At 68.0% G+C, this 19249-nt stretch carries 18 protein-coding genes; 8 read left to right on the forward strand and 10 right to left on the reverse strand.

The genetic code is table 11. The features are described from left to right. Positions 1-105: 105 nt before the first annotated feature. The 3 genes from NR810_RS28270 (at position 106) to NR810_RS28280 (ending at position 3205) form a co-directional block, all read left to right on the forward strand. A complete protein-coding gene (locus NR810_RS28270) occupies positions 106-1326 on the forward strand; it encodes a cytochrome P450 (protein WP_257457217.1) in 1221 nt (406 codons plus the stop codon). Positions 1327-1393: 67 nt separating this feature from the next. After that, on the forward strand, positions 1394-2806 hold the full coding sequence (locus NR810_RS28275; protein ID WP_257457219.1) for a glycosyltransferase: 1413 nt from the start codon (positions 1394-1396) through the stop codon (positions 2804-2806). Positions 2807-2809: 3 nt separating this feature from the next. After that, positions 2810-3205, forward strand: a complete 396-nt coding sequence (locus tag NR810_RS28280; RefSeq protein ID WP_257457221.1) for a hypothetical protein — start codon at positions 2810-2812, stop codon at positions 3203-3205. 1 nt (position 3206) lies between these two features. Here NR810_RS28280 and NR810_RS28285 read toward each other — a convergent pair whose 3' ends face one another. Next, the gene (locus NR810_RS28285) at positions 3207-4175 is read right to left on the reverse strand and encodes a DMT family transporter (protein WP_257457223.1); all 969 of its coding nucleotides are present in this window, start codon (positions 4173-4175) and stop codon (positions 3207-3209) included. A 64-nt stretch (positions 4176-4239) separates the two neighbouring features. On the opposite strand from NR810_RS28285, the gene NR810_RS28290 reads away from it, so the two are divergent. After that, positions 4240-4455, forward strand: a complete 216-nt coding sequence (locus NR810_RS28290) for a hypothetical protein (RefSeq protein WP_257457225.1) — start codon at positions 4240-4242, stop codon at positions 4453-4455. Between the two features lie 10 nt (positions 4456-4465). Here NR810_RS28290 and NR810_RS28295 read toward each other — a convergent pair whose 3' ends face one another. The 5 genes from NR810_RS28295 to NR810_RS28315 form a co-directional block, all read right to left on the reverse strand. Beyond that, the gene (locus NR810_RS28295; protein WP_257457228.1) at positions 4466-5173 is read right to left on the reverse strand and encodes an esterase/lipase family protein; all 708 of its coding nucleotides are present in this window, start codon (positions 5171-5173) and stop codon (positions 4466-4468) included. An 81-nt stretch (positions 5174-5254) separates the two neighbouring features. After that, complete coding sequence (locus NR810_RS28300; RefSeq protein ID WP_257457231.1) at positions 5255-6118, reverse strand: SGNH/GDSL hydrolase family protein; 864 nt, start codon at positions 6116-6118, stop codon at positions 5255-5257. Positions 6119-6225: 107 nt separating this feature from the next. Continuing rightward, entirely contained in the window at positions 6226-7014 is a 789-nt protein-coding gene (locus NR810_RS28305; RefSeq protein WP_257457233.1) for a GNAT family N-acetyltransferase, read from the reverse strand. 96 nt (positions 7015-7110) lie between these two features. After that, a complete protein-coding gene (locus NR810_RS28310) occupies positions 7111-7830 on the reverse strand; it encodes a hypothetical protein (protein ID WP_257457235.1) in 720 nt (239 codons plus the stop codon). A gap of 432 nt (positions 7831-8262) precedes the next feature. Beyond that, positions 8263-9054, reverse strand: coding sequence for a class I SAM-dependent methyltransferase (locus tag NR810_RS28315; RefSeq protein WP_257457238.1), 792 nt, complete (start codon positions 9052-9054; stop codon positions 8263-8265). Between the two features lie 120 nt (positions 9055-9174). Between NR810_RS28315 and NR810_RS28320 the strand changes: the two genes are divergently transcribed. Continuing rightward, positions 9175-10176 (forward strand): alpha/beta fold hydrolase, encoded by a 1002-nt coding sequence (locus tag NR810_RS28320; RefSeq protein ID WP_257457242.1) that lies wholly within the window; start codon positions 9175-9177, stop codon positions 10174-10176. Positions 10177-10225: 49 nt separating this feature from the next. On the opposite strand, the gene NR810_RS28325 is transcribed toward NR810_RS28320, so the two are convergent. The 3 genes from NR810_RS28325 to NR810_RS28335 are packed head-to-tail and all read right to left on the reverse strand — an operon-like array spanning position 10226 to position 13278. Next, the gene (locus NR810_RS28325; protein ID WP_257457244.1) at positions 10226-10729 is read right to left on the reverse strand and encodes an SMI1/KNR4 family protein; all 504 of its coding nucleotides are present in this window, start codon (positions 10727-10729) and stop codon (positions 10226-10228) included. Then, the gene (locus NR810_RS28330; RefSeq protein WP_306818569.1) at positions 10726-12108 is read right to left on the reverse strand and encodes an HNH endonuclease signature motif containing protein; all 1383 of its coding nucleotides are present in this window, start codon (positions 12106-12108) and stop codon (positions 10726-10728) included. The genes NR810_RS28325 and NR810_RS28330 overlap by 4 nt, the downstream gene beginning before the upstream one ends. 57 nt (positions 12109-12165) lie before the next feature. Next, entirely contained in the window at positions 12166-13278 is a 1113-nt protein-coding gene (locus NR810_RS28335; RefSeq protein WP_257457246.1) for a hypothetical protein, read from the reverse strand. 111 nt (positions 13279-13389) lie between these two features. Between NR810_RS28335 and NR810_RS28340 the strand changes: the two genes are divergently transcribed. From NR810_RS28340 to NR810_RS28350, 3 genes are all read left to right on the forward strand, one after another. Next, on the forward strand, positions 13390-14652 hold the full coding sequence (locus NR810_RS28340) for a TCR/Tet family MFS transporter (RefSeq protein WP_257457249.1): 1263 nt from the start codon (positions 13390-13392) through the stop codon (positions 14650-14652). A 243-nt stretch (positions 14653-14895) separates the two neighbouring features. Beyond that, a complete protein-coding gene (locus NR810_RS28345) occupies positions 14896-16995 on the forward strand; it encodes a hypothetical protein (protein WP_257457251.1) in 2100 nt (699 codons plus the stop codon). Between the two features lie 105 nt (positions 16996-17100). Further along, positions 17101-18954: a bifunctional metallophosphatase/5'-nucleotidase gene (locus NR810_RS28350; RefSeq protein WP_257457253.1), complete on the forward strand. Its 1854-nt coding sequence runs from the start codon at positions 17101-17103 to the stop codon at positions 18952-18954. Positions 18955-18961: 7 nt separating this feature from the next. On the opposite strand, the gene NR810_RS28355 is transcribed toward NR810_RS28350, so the two are convergent. Further along, positions 18962-19240, reverse strand: coding sequence for a LysR family transcriptional regulator (locus NR810_RS28355; RefSeq protein WP_257457256.1), 279 nt, complete (start codon positions 19238-19240; stop codon positions 18962-18964). Positions 19241-19249: the final 9 nt, after the last annotated feature.

The following is a 19249-nucleotide window of genomic DNA, read 5'->3' on the forward strand; positions in this document are numbered from 1 at the left end:
TCCGGGTACCGCCTTCCCTCGGAGAACGGCGGGCCCGGAGGACTGGCCCGCGAATTGCCACCCTCGCGCGTGGAATCGCTCCACTCCACCGCGAGGAACCCCGAGATGAACCAGCCCCTGAACCTGATGGCACCCGAAGTGAGGGCCAATCCCTACCCGCTCTACGAGGAGCTCCGGCGCGGACCGGTGCGCCAGGTGGAGCCGGGAGGCATGTGGGCCATCAGCCGTTACGACGACGTGGTCGCCGTCCTCAAGGATCCCCGGCGCTTCTCCTCGGAGGGCCTGGGTCGGAGCTTCCGGCCCCCCTGGTTGGAGCGCAATCCCACGGCGGACTCCCTGGTCATGAAGGATCCGCCCGAACACACCCGGCTGCGCACCCTGGTCGGCAAGGCCTTCGGGGGTCCGGCGTTGAGCCGGTTGGAGCCACGCATCCGCGCCATCGCCGAGGAGCTCGCCGAGGCCGCCGTGCGCCGCCAGGACGTGGACTTCGTCGCCGACTTCGCCCTGCCCCTCCCCACCCGCGTCCTGAACCTCTTCTTCGGCCTGGAGCCCTCCATGGCGCCGCGCCTGAAGCGCTGGGCGGACGATCTGGTCAGCATCCCCGCCAGCGAGCCCTCGCCCGAGCGCATGGCCGAAGTCCGTCAAAGCCTCGCGGAGATGGAGCACTGCTTCCAGGCACTCATCGAGGCCCGGCGCGCCGAGCCTGGCGATGACCTGGTGAGCGAGCTGCTCCGCTCGGAGGCGCTGACGCACGAGGAGCTCCTGAGCTTCCTCTTCGGCATGGTGCCGGCGGGCATGGAGACGACCGTGTACCTGCTCGCCAACACGATGGCCGTCCTCGCCGACCATCCGCACGAGGTGGAGCGCGTGCTCGCGGACCCATCCCTCATCCCCCGGCTCGTCGAGGAGGTCCTCCGCTACGAGCCACCCGGGCAGAGCAGCCTCCGGCTGGCGACCGAGGACGTGGAGCTCTCCGGGGTGGTCATTCCCAAGGGGGCCCTCGTGGTCGTCCTGATGGGCGCGGCCATGCGCGACGAGCGCCGCTTCCCCCAGGCGGATCGCTTCCTCCTGGATCGCGAGAACCAGAGCCACCTGTCCTTCGGTCACGGCCCCCACTTCTGCGTGGGCGCGATGCTTGCCCGCCTGGAGGCCCGCCTGGGGCTCGAAGCGCTCTTCTCGCGAATCCGCGGCTTCTCCCTCACGCGAAGGGAGTTCGCCTGGTCTCGATCGATCATCGCCAGGGGTCCCCTGGCCCTACCGCTCCACCTGGAACCCGCTCGCCACCCGAGCACCGACGCGATGCGCCAACCCGGACCGCACCCCTAGCAAAACGGGCTCCGTCCGTGGGAGAGGCACTCGCATGCGACCGCGTGCTCGTCCATCATAGGGGTACATGAGTGACATCGCATTCCTGTGCCACCCCACGGTGGGACACCTCAACACGCTGCTGTCGACGGCACTGAAGATGAAAGTCGAGGGTGCCTACAACCCTCGCCTCCTCGTGCCGGGGGCGCCTTCCCTGGGATTCCGGCTGCGGCCCGACGTCCTCAACAACGTGGTGGACGTGCCCGCCATGGTGGAGCGCGCGGGACTGCCCTTGGAGCGACTCCGTCCAGCGCTCGGCGTGCTCTACCATGCCATCCGCCTCGCCCGGAGCATGGCCTACCAGGAGACCCGGATCGCCCTGGAGCTCTTCACCTCGGGGGCCGAGTCGGGCGCGCGCGAGGTGATCCGCAGGCTGGAGAAGAACCCCGTCGAGGTGGTGGTGACCGACTTCGTCTTCTACCCGGCCATCCTCGCGGCCGAGAAGCTGGGCCTCCCCTGGGCTGCCGTCTACCACTCGGGCCTCACCTTCCGGGGCCGTGGCGTGCCTCCCTGGGGCAGTGGCCTGCCACTCGGCACCCAGCCGGGCCCCGAGCTGGCGGCCGCCGAGGCCGCCGAAGCGGAGGTGCTCGCCAAGCTGGCCCGCCGGATGAACAAGGTGCGGCGCTCGCTCGGGCTGGGCCCCGGCCCGGACGACGTGCTGCGCAACCCCGCCTCGCCCTGGCTCAACCTGGTGATGAGCCATGAGGGACTCGAGGCCCCGCGCTCCAACGAAGGGCAGAGCTGCTTCTACGTCGGCCCCTGCTTCTCGACACGACGCGGCATCGACGCCGAGGGCTTCCCCTTCGAGAAGCTGAACAACAACCTCTACAAGGTCTACGTCTCGCTCGGCACCGTCTTCAACGACAAGCCGGAGGTGTTCCGCACCATCCTCCGGGGGCTCGACGCACCGGGCATCCAGGTCGTCGTGAGCGCGGGGGCGGCCTACGGGAACCTGGCCTCCAAGCCCCTACCGTCCAACGTGCTCCTCTTCCGCCGCGTCCCCCAGGTGGACCTGCTGCCGAAGATGGATCTCGTCATCGGCCACGGAGGCAACAACACCACCAACGAGACGCTGGCGGCGGGCAAGCCCCTGCTGGTGATTCCGGTGGGCGGCGAGCAGCACGACAACGCGCGGCGGGTGGAGTACCTCGGCGTCGGGCTGTTCCTGCCCCTCCGGGAGCTGAGCGCGGAGCGCCTGCGCCAGGAAATGACGCGGCTGCGGGAGGAGCCCACCTACCGCGAGAACGCCGAGTCGCTCGGTCTGTGGCTGGAGGAGAGCGATGGTCCGAGCTCGGCCTCGGCCCTCATCTCCCTGCTGGCGCGCCGCCGCAAGCCCTTGTGCCTCCCCCTCGGCTCGCCGCGCACCGTCACGCGCGCGGGGCTGGACTCACTGATCGCCTCACTCGACGACTCGACAACCCCTGCCTCCCGGAGCGCCTGACCCATGACCGCCATGACCTCGGATCCCGTCACGCTCGTCGCCGCGTTCCGCAATGCCATCGAGGACACGGAGCGTGACTTCGCGTCGATGCCGTTCTTCGTCAGACCGATGGTGCGCCGCGGCTTCGCGGGCCGTACCGGGCAGGGCCTCGAGGGGTGGCGGCAGCTCGCCACGTCGCTCCTCACGGAGGTGAAGGCGGGCACCGAGCCCGCCCGCGTGCGCGATCGCTACCCGTGGCTGCGCGAGCAGTTGGAGCAGCTCGCCGAGAACTACCGGACGGCTCCCGAGCGGGCCTCCCGGGGGATGATGGGCGCGCTGACGGGCACGCTCCAGACCGTCCAGGAGTCCTCCCGGCGGCGCGAGGAGACGGTCCGCGCCCTCATCGAATGGATCAGCTAGGTCACGTCTGCACCGCGGTGGGCTCCAGCTCGGAGTCCACGCTGATGCGGCTGTAGAGCACCATGCCCACCACGATGAGCGCGGCCCCCACCAGGCTGAACGGTGAGGGCCACGCCTCGCCCAGGAAGAGCACGCCCAGCACCAGCGCGAAGAGCAGCTCGGTGGACTGCGTGGCCTCGACGGCGGCCAGACCCACCGGGTTGTTCGCGGTCATGTGGGTGGCACGGAAGAACAGCGTGGTGGCGATCACCCCGGAGGACACCGCCACGCCCGCGGACTGCAGCACCTGCATCGGCGAGGGCCACCCCGCCCGGACGTAGCCGTAGGACGCCACGCACAACCACACGGGCAGACTGCCCACCGTCATGCCCAGCACGCGCTGGCTGGCATCCAGCGAGACGCCCTCACGCTCCAGGTGCAGCATCAGCTTGCGGTTGCCCAGCGGGTAGGCGAAGGCGGAGAGCACCACGAAGACCAGGGCCAGCCAGGCACTGGCCGGCATGGCCAGGTGGAAGTGCCCCAGTTGCAGGACCAGCACGCCCGCGAGGATCAACCCGCCCACCGCCACGGCCTTCTGCGGTATCCGCCGCCGGGAGTCCGTGTAGATGAACGGGGAGAGCAGCGGGCCGGCGAGCACCGTCAGCTGGAAGGAGCCGGCGATCAGCCACGAGGGCCCGTAGTCCGCCGACAGCGCCAGGAACGAATAGAAGACACCGAAGCCCACGCCGCCCCAGAGCAACCACTCCCGCGGGTGCCGCCGCAGCTCGGCCCACAACGACGGCCAGCCTCCGCGCAGGCCCACCAACACCGACAGGAGGGGCAGCATGATGAGGTAGCGCAGCGCCGCGCTCCACGCCCAGTGCCCCCCCGCCGCCGCCATGCTGCGGTTGAGCACATAGGTCATGGTGAAGAACAGCGCCGAGCCCAGGCCGATCAGGAGCGCGGGCAGCGCGGAAGAGGACTTTCTCATGGGGTGCACGTGCGTGGTGTGAACCGCTGGTTATCATGGTTCGCACCGTTCCAAGGAAACGCTCGTGAGCTCCCTTCTCCTCCGCCTGGTCTGTGGTGTTCTCTTCGCCGCGATGGCACTCGGCGCCGTGGTCCATCCGCCCGAAAACCTCACCCAGGGACTGGGGATGCTCATGCCCGCGGCCATGCTGCTCAACTATGCCATCCGGGGCCCGCGCCGCTCCCTGGTGCCGAAGCGGCCAGCCCCGGCGCCCTCGGCCTCGGAGCCCACCCGGTCCTGACCCCCGGGCATCAAGGCTCGCGCGGTGGCACGATCGGCCGAGGCAGGAAGTCCTCCGGGTGCTCCACCGTGAGCGCCTCCTCGACCGCGCGGAGCACCCGGCCGTCCCGCACCATGAGGGGGTGGAGGATGACGGGAATGGTGCGCTCCCGCGCGCCATCCAGGCGGGAGGAGCTGGCCGGGATGATCATCAGGTCGAGCGGCGTCCACAGCGAGAAGACCTGGACGTCACCAAAGGGGGATGGCTCGGCGGAGAGCCCGCGCAGCAGCTCGCTCCCCGGCCGCATGTCCCGCGCCCCCGGGTTGTAGCGCAACCAGCCCATGAGCGTTCCGGCATGAGGCCCGGAGATGGACACGAAGCGACGCACGTGCGCCCGGCCCTCCAGCCGCTGCAGGTAGTAGCGACTGACGAGCGCCCCCATGCTGAAGCCGACCACGTCGAGCCGCGCACTGCCCGTCCGCGCGCGCAGCTCCGCGGCGGCCTCGGCCACCTGCCCGGCCAGCACCGCGATGGGCGCATCTCCGTTGTTGGGCTTCAGCTCGATGACCCGCACTTCCTGGAAACCGGCCCGCGCCAACCACGCCGCGAGCGGTGCCAGGGTTCGTGCATCGTCATCGATGCCATGCACCAGCAACACCGGCAGCCGCTCGGGAGCCGGCATCGAAGCGGAGGCAGAGGACTCGAGGGAGGCGGAGACACGCGCGGTGGCTGTCGTCATGGCGAGGGCTCCGCACGAGCATGTCGCCAGCGCCAGCAGGATCGCAACCAGCCTGGGTGCGACGGCAGGCGCGGGCATGGCTCACGGGCCGCAGAAGGCCATGGGCGTCATCGGGACCTCCGACGCGGCATCGGACTCGCGGCAGACCGCTGGCTTCTGACCGCCGGCCGCCGCGGGCGGAGGCGTGACGGTGCCGGGTTCCACTCCGGCGGACCCGAGCAGCTCGAGCACCGCGGGACGAACCTTGCTCGCGAAGTACCGGCCGCCCGCCACCGTGAAGTGGACGCCATCGTCCATCTTCAGCCGCATCGGCTTGCGAAAGCCCTCGACCTGGGCCTCGCGCAAAAGACCCCCCTTGGCGTCGGTGAAGAAGAGCTTCGTGTCGAGGTGGACGGCGTCCTCGCGCGAGGACACTGCCTCGTGCAGGACGCGGCGGATCACCTCCAGCTTGCGCTCGAAGTTCTTCAGCCCGGTGACGGGCAGCGCCACCCAGAGGATCTTCCGGCCGGGCGCGGCGAGGATGTCCAGGAACGCCCCGACACGCTGGCGGTACGCGGACTCCCACGCGGGCTTGCCCCAGTGGACCCGCCCCTTGCCCTTGTCGTCCGTGAGATCCTGCCCGTCGTTCCCGCCCATGATGACGACGACCACGTCGGGCTCGTGTCGCTCGATCTCCTCGCGCCCGACCTTCATCCAGTCGAAGAAGTCGGGACGGGCGAGCCCCGTGGAGGACTTCGCCCGGCGCACGGCGCGGATCCCCGGCTGCGCGTTGAGCGAGCTCTCCAGGTATTCACCAAAGCTGGTGACGATCAGGCTGTCGCCGAGCAGCAGCACGGTCCGCGTGGACGCGGGCTTCTCGGTGGGGGGAGGCGACTCGACGGCGTGCACCACTCCCGAGAACAGGACGGTGAGGCACACGAGCGCACGGGCGAGGTGATTCTCCATCTCGCGCCCAAGCTACCGCGCCCGCGCGCGACTGAGAACAAATCCGCCTCGCCGCCCACCAGGCGGAGGGAGGAGCGAGCGCCCCGCTCCTGGCCAGGGGTGGACGGTCAGGCTCCCTCGGGAGGGGCGGCATCGACGAAGAAGAGCATCCGTGTCACGAACCGGAAACCCACCCGCTCGTAGATGCGGCCAGCCTCCTCGGTGATGGTGCTCAGGAAGAGCACCTCCACTCCTCGATCGAAGGCCTCGCGAGCCACCCGGGACGTCAGCGCGGTGCCGAGTCCCCGCTTGCGGAAGCTCTCCAGCGTCGCCACTCCGCCGAGCTCGGCGATGCCCTCGGACGGTGGGGTGAACATGCCCACCACGGCCGGCTGCCCCTCCACGCGCCCCAGCACCGCACCGCCGGACTTCATCTCCTCCAACATCCTGGAGATCTCCTCCTCGGGGGCCTCGTAGGGCTCGTCCGGGACGAAACCCCGCCGCGCGGTGGTGCAGTACGCGCGCACCTCCTCGCGAGAAGACCCGGGCGTGAGGACCGACAACGAGAACCCCTCCGGCACGGGAACCGGGGTGAAGCTCTCGCGCGTGCAGACCATCACCCGGGCCTCGGCCTCCAGCCGGAAGCCCGAGGCGAGCAGCGTGTCCGCCAGGGCCGGAGCCAGCTCGGAGACATACTCGAAGCGGGGCACCCGCTTGCGCTCCTGGAACACCGCCCGGAGCCGCCGCAAGGGCTCCCGCACATCACCCGTGATGGGCCCATCCGGGATGGCGTAGTTGAAATAGATGAGCCCGTCGGAGGGATGGATGAACGCCGTGAAGGGCGGGACCGAGATGGCCTCGTACCGCTGCGCGGCCGCGTGACGCATATAGGACTGCAGACGTTCGATCAGGCTCATCCCCTGACTCTGGCGAACAGGCGGCTCACGGATCCAGCTCTTTCCGCGAGCACAACCTGACGGTGCCCTTGTTCAGGGTTTCGCCAACCTACCCTCTCAGTAGATCAGGCCGGTCTTGACGGAGCACTCCTTGCACTCATTGCACGCTTCCGGCTGCCATACACCCAATCCCCCCGTCACCGGCAATCGGCAGACGAGCAATCCCTCCGCCACATCGGATTTGTCCGGGTTGCACTGGCGACGGTCCTTCTGCGAGGGAAGGCAGGGGTCGCCCTTCCGGGCCGCCATGCAATTGATGGCCGAGCCAGCGACGGAGCAGGCATTGCATACCATCGTCGCCCAGAGCCGCTCCCTGCACACGAGCATCTGGTTGAGGTGGATGGGGTCACACTGGGCTTTTCCCTCGGAGGCGCATGCGTCACCAGCCCGGGCCGGGCCGCACTCGACCGAGCCATTTCTCACCGCACAGGAGTTGCACACCTGGGCCATCCACTTCCCGCTGTTGCACACCAGCTTGCGGTCACTGTCGGCGGTGTCACACTGCGCCCGGGCCCCGGAACTACACGGGTCACCCGCGCGAGGTGCGCCACACGCCACGGTCTCGGCTCCCGTGGGGGTGCAGGCGCTGCACGGTTTCGTCGTCCAGAAGCCGCTGCGACACACCATCATCCTGTCGCCCGCGGGCACCATGCACTGCTCCCGGCCCTCGGCGGTGCACGGATCGCCCACCCGGGCGCTCTCGCATGTCAGCGCGCCATTGGCCTCCGCCGAACAGGTGTTGCAGACCTGTTCGGTCCAGACACTGTTCCTGCACACGAGCGCCTTGTCGGGTTGTGATGCATCACACTGCCCCTGTCCTTCCAGGAGGCGCGGGCAGGCATCTCCGGCCCGCGCCCGCGTGAGATCACAACTGGCCGTGTCTTCCTGCTCGGTGCATCCACTCGGGCCCGAACAGGAATAGGTCCGATAGGTCCCCCCCTCACAGAAGACAGCCTCTGTCGCGCTGATGCAGCGCGCCCTGTTCTCCTTGCCACAAGGGTCACCCGGGATCGGTGTGAAACAGGATGCCGATGCCAGGATGAGACCCAAGGCGGCGATCGCCCTTGGCTTCCACATGATGTGCTCCCCCTCCCCAACCACCTACCCACCATCCCAGCGTGAAGATATGGAGCGCGAGAGCGTTGAAAGCCCCGTCTTTCGGGGCGATGCAGCCCTTCACTGGAGCACGCCTTCCAGGCGCGCCAGGTCTCAGCCCATGCCGGGTTTCACCGCCCGGGTGGCGCAGGTTCCCGCCAGATACTCGGACAGCCTGTCACCCTCACCCATCGTGTCCTCGTAGAAGCCGGCGAGCAGGAAGCCGGCCTCGAGCTGCCCGCCGATCTGATCCTCCAGCGAGTGCGCGACACTCAGGGGCTCGCCCACGTCGGTATAACGACGGCGCTCCGCGTCGGTGAGGCTGGTCAGGTCCGAGTACGGCATCCAGTACTTGAGCTGCATCACCCCCTGCTTCTCCAGGTCCGGGTCGAACAGGTAGATGACCGGGTTGCAGAAGCCCGAGAGCAGTACCCCGCCGGGCCGCAGCACCCGGAAGGCCTCGCGCCACACGGGCCGCACGTCATCCACGAAGCCGTTGGAGCAGGGGTGGAAGATCAGATCGAAGCTCGCGTCCGGGAAGACCGACAGGTCACGCATGTCTCCCTGCACCGTGCGGATCGACAGGCCCTCGCGCTCGGCCACCTTGCGGTCCTGCCCCAACTGCGAGGGAGAGTTGTCGATGACCGTGACACGCGCCCCAGCCGCGGCGAGCACCGGCACCTGCTGCCCTCCAGCGCTCGCCAGACCCAGCACGTCCTTGCCGGCCAGCTCCCCGAACCAGGCGCGCGGCACCGGCTTCGTCGGGGTGAGCACCACGCTCCACTCGCCCCGCCTCGCCGCGGCGATGACTTCCGGCCCCACCGGCACCGTCCACCGGTCACCCTTGGCCACCTGACGGTTCCAGGCCTCGCGGTTGTACTCCCTCAGGTCGAAATCGCGATTCATGCCACCCCTCCCTCGAATGTCGACTCCTCGTGACAGGAGCCACGCGATATCACGGTTCTCCGAGCGCGAGGCCCACCAGGCGGATAAGGAAGGCCTCGCATTCCGCTTCCCGGAGGATCCATGCCCGTTCAACGTCTCCTGCTCGCCCTCTTCCTGGTGCTCTGTTCCACGTCCGCCTCCGCCCAGCCGACGAAGCCCCCCGAAGCGCTCGGCATCGCGCTCGAGGGCTACCCCTACCCCTACCCCGTCCGCTTCCTCCCGCTCACGCTCCAGGGGCAGGACGTGCGCATGGCCTACATGGACGTGCAGCCCACCGGGAAGGCCAATGGCCGCACCGTCCTGCTGCTTCATGGGAAGAACTTCTTCGGCGCCTACTGGAAGGACACCATCCGCGCCCTCAGCCAGGCCGGCTACCGCGTCGTCGTCCCCGATCAGGTGGGCTTCGGCAAGTCCTCCAAGCCGGCCCTCGACTACAGCTTCCACACGCTCGCCAACAACACGAAGCAGGTGCTCGACACCCTCGGTGTCTCGAAGGTGATCGTGATCGGTCACTCCATGGGCGGCATGCTCGCCACCCGCTTCGCGCGCCTGTTCCCCGAGACCACCACCCACCTCGTCCTGGAGAATCCCATCGGCCTCGAGGACTACCGCTTCTTCGTCCCCTGGCGCTCCACCGAGGAGCTCTACCGCGACCAGCTCGGCGCCACCGAGGAGGGCATGCGCAAATACCAGAAGACGTACTACGTCACGTGGCGCCCCGAGTATGACGAGTACGTCCAGGTGCCCTTCCGCCAGACGCTGAGTGGCGACTACCCGCGGCTCGCCTGGGTGTCCGCCGCCACCGAACAGATGATCTACCAGCAGCCCGTGGTCCACGAGTTCCCCCTCGTGAAGGTCCCCGTGCTGCTCGTCATAGGCCAGGCCGACCGCACCGTGGTCGGCCGCGGGCGCGTCCCCCCCGAGTTGCTCCCTCAGTTCGGGCAGTACCCCGAGCTCGGCAAGCGCGCCGCGAAGGCCTTCCCCAACGCCACCCTCGTGGAGCTTCCCAACGTCGGGCACATCCCCCACTTCGAAGCCCCCGAGAAGTGGCACCAGGCCCTGCTCGGCTTCCTCGCGAAGTGAGCACCGGGGCCGCGCCCGTGCACGGTGGGGAGCACGGGCGTGGGTACCCTCACCCCGACCCTCTCCCGGCGGGAGAGGGAGGGGTGCCCCGACTGATATCTCCATCCATCTCGGTCTCTCGCGCGACCCGAGCGGCCAGCCACTCGATGAAGTTGGACGCCACTTGTACGGGTTCCTGCTGCGCTCCTGCTGCATGATCCCAGAACACGACAGGGGGCTCCCCCTCGACCCTCGAGTCAAGGCAGTAGAGGTTGCCTCCCCCGTCGTTCATGAGCGGGATGAGATGTGCGGAGAGCGAGGGACTCATGTCCGCCCGCTCACTCCGGGTCATCTCGGTAAGATTCAGGTACGGCGGCACATCCCCACCGAGCCCGAAGAGTTCGATAGATCCAACTCCTCCCCAACCAAAGCGCCGCAAGAAGAGTCGATAGCCACCTGCCAGGGTTACGCCGAGTTGAACGTTGGCGGCGTGGATCTCCGTCTCGCACGCCCCCTGGCCTAGACTCTTCGATGGATTCCTCTCCAGCATCTCCGCGAGTTCGTCAAAGGTCATGGAAGATTCGGATGGTTCAGCTTGTAGCTGAGCCCCAGACGGTGCTCAGTTCGCGTCAAAGGTACGAGGTTCTCGAAGGCATTGGATCCCCCCTCCGCGAGTGGCACCTTGTGATGCAGTTCCATCGGAAAACCGTCACTCCCAATGGGAGGCTTGCCTTGTTTCATCCTAGCGACGTTCTCGGGTGAGTACACACCAGGACGAGCCTCGGCCTCGTGCTTCCAGAACTTCGATTTTACAGCCTCGAACTCTTTACGAAGTTTCTCAAGCTCATCCCCTGATACGCGTTTTCCGCCACCGCCGCCCCCCGTGCCAGTCTGGTAGAGGATGATGGCCGCACCCGGTCCGCTGCCCAGCACCTCGGCTACGTTGCCCACTGGTACCACGACGCGCTCCACAGCCAGTGCACCCTCCGCCGACAGGGACAACACCGGCACGGTAGCCTCCGCCCCCATCAGCGCCCTTGTCAGCGTGCGCGTGGTGCTCCCGGCGGCGCCCCAGGTAACAATCAGACTGGTAGTCAGTCTGGAGAGGGCCTTCACCTGCTCGCCGCGCGTCATGTATCTGAATTGCTCAAGAAACTCAGGTGAGGAGGCAATGAGGGCCGCCATCCCCGCTGGCAGGTGTCGCAGCTCGACGAGGCTCTCCACCGGCCGCGTCAGCAACTGGCCCATGGCGTGGTACAGCTCGACATAGGCGTCTTCCGCCCCATCCAGCGTGCGGCTGATGGTGTCCGCATCGTCATACACCTCGGCCAGCACGGGCCCATCCATCATGGGCCGCAGTCGTGCGTCCGTATGCCGGAAAACCCACCCGTTGCCGGTATAGAAGCGGCCCAGCGCGAAAGGACCGGCCCGGAAGGCGTCATCCCTCCATTCCACTGGCCCCACCTTCTGCTGCGTACGTCCGTTGCGTGTCCAGGCGAGATAGCCGTCCGGCCGCAGCACGGCCACCGTGTTGAAGCGCTCCACACGGCGCAGCAACTCCTCGCGGGAGACTGCCTCTCCTTCCAGCACCTCGCGCAGAAGATGGCTCGCGGCCATGCGCGGCGGAAACGAGGCCAGTGTCACGGGCTTCCGCAGCAGTACGGCGAGCATCCGGGCCGCCGCTCGCGGCGTAAGGGGAGCGACTCTCGGGGGCAGCTCGTTGAAATCGTCCAGACCCGCCAGCGTCAGCAACTCCTCGAAAGAGTCCACCGTCACGGCGCCGCTGGTCACCGAGCGCACGGCTATTTCAGCCTGGCGCACCAGCGCCAGTTGCGTGCCAGGGTCGCGCTCGCTCCGGCTGTAACCCAGAAGCACACCATGACCGGGCAGTGAAGCCGTAGTGGCACAGCCGGTGGCCAACACAGCGACACACAGCAGCAGGAACAGGGGCATGGGCGTCATGAGAACATCAACCCGGATACACCGACATCCGCCCGCCGGGCCGTCCGCTCAGCCCTTCCACGTTCCCGGTACCAGCCGCTCCAGCAGTGCGTAGAGCGCGGGGAGCCAACCGGACGCCACTTCCGCTCCTACCTGCTCCGCGTGCCTGGCCATCCTCTCCTCGAGCAGGTGGCGCGCCTGGACCGAGAAGCGTGCCCACTCCTGGCCGAGCCGCGCATCCAACTCCGGCTTGGAGAGCTTCCCTTCGGAGACGACCTCGAGCACGCTCCGGCGCTGCTCGGCGGCGCTGGCGAACACGCCCGTGTTCATGAGCTCGGCCGGATCGAAGCTCACGTCCGGCGCCAGCCGGAGGAGGTGGGAGATGGGGGTGAGCAGGCTCGCCTCCCCCGTGCAGAGCCGGAGCAGCGCCTCCACCTCCGAGGTGGGCAACGTGGAGAACGGCAGGCCTCCGAGCACGCCCACCGTGGAGGCGGCGGTCTCGCCATAGCGCTCCAGGAACTCCTCCACCCCCTCGGAAAAGGAGGTGCTCCGCGGCACCAGCTCCTCGGGCGTCAGACCCAGGCGCGCCATGCAGGCCGGCCTCTCCTCCGGAGGCAGCCGGGCCAACAGACCGAACCCGCAGGTCTGCTCCTGCTGCACGTTCTGCCGCCACATGGCGTCCGCCCACGCCTCCAGCCACCGGGAGGCCAGCTCCGCCGACCTCCTCGCGTGGAGCGTCGCGTACCCGTGCACGGTCAGCGTGGCGATGATCACGCGCGTGGCCTCCTCCACCTCCGCCTCGGGCCCGAGGGGCACCGTCTCGCACCGCCGCAGCAGCTCCAGGGCCTTCTCGAAGTCCACCATCTCCTGGAGCCGCTCGGTGAGCCCCACCAGCTCCTCGGCCGCGGACGCGCTGGAGCTCAGCAGCTCGTCATAGAGCCAGTCGATGACCGCCCCGAGATCGGTTGAGGCGGCGAGCTGGAACTCCGAGGAGGAACGCAGCGGCCCGGTGAGCCACATCTCCGTGAGTCGATCCCCCGCCGCCCAGTAGCGGGGGGCTCGCGTCCGGCTCCGGATGAGCCGCCGGGCCGCACCCAGGAGATCGGGAGCGGAGACCCCGGGCAGCTGGGAGGGCTCGAAGTGCGAGGGAGGCCTACTTGGATTCCTGGAACGGGTGGGCACCCACTTTTCCTAGCACGAATCCGGGTGACCTCCGAGGTCAGACGCCGGACTTGCGCGAAGGGCTCCTTTTTGCGAGGAACCCCTGCCCGCCTGACCGGCCCCCCCCCTCCCATGACCGAACCGAGCTCCAGTCCCTCCCCAGGCCCGCGCCGAGCCGCGCTGGTCTTCATCTTCGTCACCATCCTGCTCGACATCCTGGCCATGGGGATGATCATCCCCGTGCTGCCGAAGATGGTGGAGGGCTTCCTCGGGGGAGACACCGCGCGAGCGGCCGAGCTCCTGGGCCTGTTCTCCACGATGTGGGCGCTCATGCAGTTCATCTTCTCGCCGGTGCTCGGCGCCATGTCCGACCGCTTCGGCCGCCGGCCGGTGGTGCTGCTGTCGAACTTCGGGCTGGGGTTCGACTACATCCTCATGGCGATGGCGCCGTCGCTGGGCTGGCTGTTCGCGGGCCGGATCATCTCCGGCATCACCGCGGCGAGCATCAGCACCGCCAGCGCCTACATCGCGGACGTCACACCTCCGGAGAAGCGCGCCGCCAGCTTCGGCCTGCTCGGGGCCGCGTTCGGCATCGGCTTCGTGCTGGGGCCCGCAGTCGGTGGAATGCTGGGGGTCATCAGCCCTCGTCTGCCGTTCTGGGTAGCGGCCGGACTGAGCCTCGCCAACGCCCTGTATGGGCTGTTCGTCCTGCCCGAGTCCCTGCCCCCCGAGCGCCGCAAGCCCTTCCAGTGGCGCCGGGCCAACCCGGTGGGCGCGCTGGCCATGCTGCGCTCCAAGCCCGAGGTGCTCGGCCTGGCCTCCGTCCACTTCCTCTACAACCTCGCCCACGTCGCGCTGCCCAGCGTGTTCGTGCTGTATGCGAGCTACCGCTTCGGCTGGGACGAGCGCGCCGTGGGGCTCACCATGGCGGGCACTGGCATCACCTCCCTGATCGTCCAGGGTGGCCTGGTGCGGCCGATCGTGAAGAGGTTCGGCGAGCGGCGCACGTTGCTCATGGGGCTCGCGTTCGGCGCGCTGGGCTTCACCCTCTACGGCCTGGCCGACACCGGAGCCGTATTCTGGCTCGGAATCCTGGTCATGTCGCTGTGGGGGCTGTTCGGTCCGGCCTCCCAGGGCCTCATGTCGAGCCGCATCAGCCAGTCGGAGCAGGGCCAGCTCCAGGGCGCGCTCTCCAGCCTCATGGGCATCGCGGGGATGATCGGCCCCAGCCTCTTCACCCAGACGTTCGCGCACTTCATCTCGCCCCAGAGCGGCGCGCACCTCCCCGGCGCTCCCTTCCTGCTCGCCGCTTGCTTGCTGCTCGCCGCCATCGCGCTAGCCTGGCGGGTCACCAGCTCGCGTTCCGAGGCCACCCCCGCCTCGTCCACCACCTGAACCCTCTCAAAAAAAGCCCCACGGGGCGGCAATGCCTCACAACGTGTGAACAGGCAAAGACTCACAGTCTGACAATCTTTGCCTTCCCCTCTTGCGGACAAGTGCTCGCTCTCCTGCTCGGAAATGACATCGTGGAACGTTTGAGGTTCAAAGCGTCCCACAATGACAAAAACCAAACAGCATTGGAGTCGTGGCCTCTCTTCGTCCCTCATGCTGAGCCTCGCGCTGGCGCTGACGGGTTGTTTGTCAGCACCTGACGAGCAGGACGCGGTGGAGTCCGCTGATTCCTTCCAGCAGCAAACGAACGAAGCCACCGCGCCGATCGTCCTGCCCATCGAGGTCTTCGGCCGCGAGGGCACCACGCGCACCGTGACGGTCACCGTGAGCGACCAGGATGTACGGCAGCCGCTGAAGCTCTGGCTGCAGGTGCATGGCCTGACCTACGCGAACAAGGCCAGTGTCAGCTTCAACTCCGGGACCTGGCGGACCCTGAACAACGACACGGTGAGCGTCGAGGGGCTCGCGAAGACGTATGGCGGCATCGGCGGCGCCTTCGCGACGCTGAAGCTGCGCCTGGACGTTCCCGCGGGGACCCTCGTGGCGGGCTCGAACCAGATCTCCTTCAAGTTCAACACCGCGGACGAGCGCTCGCTCGGCTTCCGCGTGCTGAAGCTGAACTTCCTCCGCGCGGATGGCAGCCGCGTCCTCCCGGATAGCACCTTCGCGGAAGACAACCCGAGCACCTGGCAGCCGCCGTTCTCCGACGCGGCCTCCATCGCCGAGGGTGAGCGGCTCTGGCGCACTCGGACGCTGGTGACCTCCTACAAGAACTCCGCGAACCTCCGCGCCCGTTGCATGGATTGCCATGCCCAGGACGGACGGGATCTGAAGTATTTCAACTACTCCAACGCCTCCATCATCGAGCGGGCGAAGTTCCACGGTCTGAACGATACCGAGGCGAAGAAGATCGCCTCCTATATCCGGACCCTGCCGAACGTGCCGAACCCGGGCCGTCCCTGGAATCCGCCGTATCAGCCGGGACCCGGGCTCGACGCCAGGCCCGTCTCGCAGTGGGCGGCCGGCGCCGGTGTCGACGCGGTCCTGGACCAGGATCGCGACATGATCCGCTACATGTTCCCGAATGGGATCACCAAGCAGGCCATCGCCACGACGTCGAACCTCAGCGCCCGCGAGATGCCCATCGCCTTCCAGCTCCCGGACTGGAACCACTGGCTGCCGAGCATCCATCCCAAGGACGCCTGGGGTGATGCCTTCGTCAACCACCGGATCAACAAGCTCTACGCCTTCGAGGGGACCGCGACCGGCGTCAACGCCAGCTTGAGGGACCTGGCCGCGAAGGTCCGCGCCGCGGGCTACACCAATTACAGGAACGAGCTCTTCTTCCCCCACCGGCTCTGGAACCAGGCCAACTACGAGTTCCTCCAGCCGAGGTACCAGAACGAAACCACCGGCAAGGACATCAACTACTCACGGAAGATCTACTCCACCGCGCTCTGGCAGCTGGTGAAGATGTGGGAGATCATGCAGGAGTTCGGGCTCGAGGATCGGCAACGCCAGTTGTTCCCCACCTCGCGGGAGGCCCGGGGCTGGATGACCAACAACACCTTCGACAGCTCCCCCAACCTGCTCAAGCTGCCGAGGAACAACACGGGCATCAATGACAACGGCCCGGCGATGTTCACCTACTTCTCCATGGCGTGGTACCAGCTCTCGCTGATCCTCTACAGTGGCAACCACTCGGATGGGGCGGATCGCGATGGCCAGCGGCCGATCGACTGGGGCTACGTCCATGGCTTCATCTCCGAGATGCAGCGTGTCGGCACCAGCACCACGCCCACCAATGCACTGCTCTCGATGTGGCTGGTGAAGGGAATGCAGATCTCCGACACCACGCTCAAGCCCAGCATGCCCGGCTCCGCGGGGTGGAGTCCGAGGACCGCGGCGGACCTGAGCCGGCTGGTGATGCCTGGCAACATGCCGGGCTGGGCGGGGATCAGCGCCGACGAGCGCCGGGCCATCCTGGAGGCCCTCCTGTCCACCTGGTGGGACAAGACGCGCCAATACCCTGCCTCGGAGTGGTGGACGGCGGGTGGTGGCGCGACCACCACCGAGGTCATCAACGGCTTCTACGACAGCTCCCTGGGCAACCGCATCTGGTACCTGCTCCCGCAGTTCAAGTACCAGGGCGTGAACCCCACGCTCATCAACACGATCGCCGACTGGGCCAAGACCGTCTGGCCCCAGGCCGATTGGAATCAGGTGAAGAACGCCACCTGCGCGCCCTACCAGCACTACGTCCGCTGCACCTCCGAGAAGTACTGACCTCGAGATGTCACCCGCCAGGAAGTACATCCTGGCGGGTGTTCGTATAGGGTTGCGTACGCCCGGGAGCTACCTCCCGGGCGCACACATCCGAGGTTCTCTTCCATGCTTCCGAGCTTCCTGGCGGGCGCCCGTCGCGCGGCCCTCATCTCCACCCTGGGCACCTGTGCGCTGCTCCAGCTCACCGCCTGTGGTGACACCGAGCAGCCCCCGGTGAACACCGAGCCGCCCCCGGTGAACACCGAGCCGCGCACGTTGCGGCTGCTGCAGACGAGCGATCTGCACACCAACCTCTTCCCCTGGGACTACTTCACGGGGAAGGTGGACACCAAACGCGGCCTCACCAAGGTGGCCACGCTCATCAAGCAGGCGCGCGCGGAGAATCCGGACTGCAACCTGCTCCTCGACACGGGTGACACCATCCAGGGCACCCCCCTGGGCACCTATTACGCCCTGGTGGACAACACCCCCAAGCACCCCATGGCCGTGGCGATGAACGAGCTGCGCTACGACGCCATGGCCGTCGGCAACCACGAGTTCAACTACGGCCTCGTCCTCCTCAACAAGTTCAAGAGCGAGGTGGGCTTCCCCCTGCTCGGCGCCAACGTGCGCCGGAGCGACGGGAGCGAGGCCCTGGAGCCCTACCTCCTCAAGGAGGTGTGCGGGGTGAAGGTGGGCGTGCTCGGACTGGTGACGCCGGGCGTGACGACGTGGGAGCGCCCGGAGAACATCCCCGGCCTGCGCTTCGAGGATCCGCTGGAGACGGCGCGGGTGTACGTGCCGAAGCTGCGGCAGGCGGGCGCGGACGTGGTGGTGGTGGCCATCCACTCCGGCCCGGACAAGCAGCCCACCGGCAGCGCGAGCAATCCGGACTCCTGGCTCGCCGACTACTCCGACCCCGCCAAATGGGCGGACCGCGGCAACCTGCCCGGGGAGAACGAGGCGGTGCAGATCGCCCAGCAGGTCGAGGGCATCGACGTGCTCCTCACCGGCCACACCCACCAGCCCATCCCGAAGATGCTGCTGAAGAACACCCAGGGCCAGGAGGTGCTGCTCATCCAGCCCAACCGCTGGGGCAGCCACCTGGGCCAGGTGGATCTCTCCCTCGTCCACGAGGGCGGCCGCTGGAAGGTGGACGGCAAGGACTCCAAGCTGCTCGCGGTGGACAACTCCGTGGCCATGGAGCCGGGGGTGGCGCAGCTCGTCCAGAGCTACCACGACCAGACGCTGCGGTACGTGAGCGCCCCGCTCGGCACCACCCTCGCGGCCTTCCCCGGCGGCAACCCCGCCCGCTTCAGCGATAGCGCGCTGGCCGACCTCATCAACGCCGTGCAGGAGCAGGCCGCCGAGGAGAACGGCTTCCCGGTGGACTTCTCGCTCGCCGCCCTCTTCAGCGATGACGGCATGCTGCCCGCGGGCAACATCACCCTGCGCGATGCCTACAGCATCTACATCTACGACAACACGCTGTACGTGATGGAGATCAACGGCTCCATCCTGCGCCGCGCGCTGGAGGTCAACGCCCAGTACTTCGCCCCGTGGAATCCCAACGCGCCCCCCTCCGCCTCCACTCCCACGGCGGCCAAGGTGCCCAACGTGGCGGACTTCAACTGGGACCTCTACTCGCGCATCGAGTACGGGTACGACCTCACGAAGCCCGCGGGCTCGCGCCTCACCCACCTGCGGTTCAAGGGCGCGGACGTGAGCGATGACCAGGTCTTCCACATCGCCATCAACAACTACCGGGCCAGCGGCGGTGGCGGCTACTCCATGTTCAAGGAGGGCAAGGTGCTGTGGACCTCGGCGGACGGCGTGCGCGACTACGTCGCCCGCTACATCCAGAGCCACCCCGACCTGGATCCGAACGACGTGAACACGTGCAACTTCTCGCTCTCGCCGGACCTGTACGCGTACTTCTTCAAGGCCACGCTCGGCCCGACGAAGTGCTCGGCGCCGTGATGTGAGCTCACCTGCCGGGGCGGTCCGTCGCGACGCCCCGGACGGTGTGCACCGCCGCGTCCACCTCGGCGAGGATGCGGCGCGCGTGGTGCAGGAACGCCTCGCCCGCGGGCAGCAGGCGCATGCCCCGGGACGTGCGCTCGAACAGCGGGGTGCCGAGCTCGTCCTCGAGCGCGAGGATGTGACGGCTGAGCGGCGGCTGGGTGAGGTGGAGCCGGCGCGCGGCACGCCCCACGTGGCCCTCCTCGGCCACCGCGACGAAGGTCTGGATGTGCGTGAGACTCACGGCCGGGAG

The organism is Archangium lipolyticum, assembly GCF_024623785.1.
Classification (GTDB): Bacteria; Myxococcota; Myxococcia; order Myxococcales; family Myxococcaceae; genus Archangium; species Archangium lipolyticum.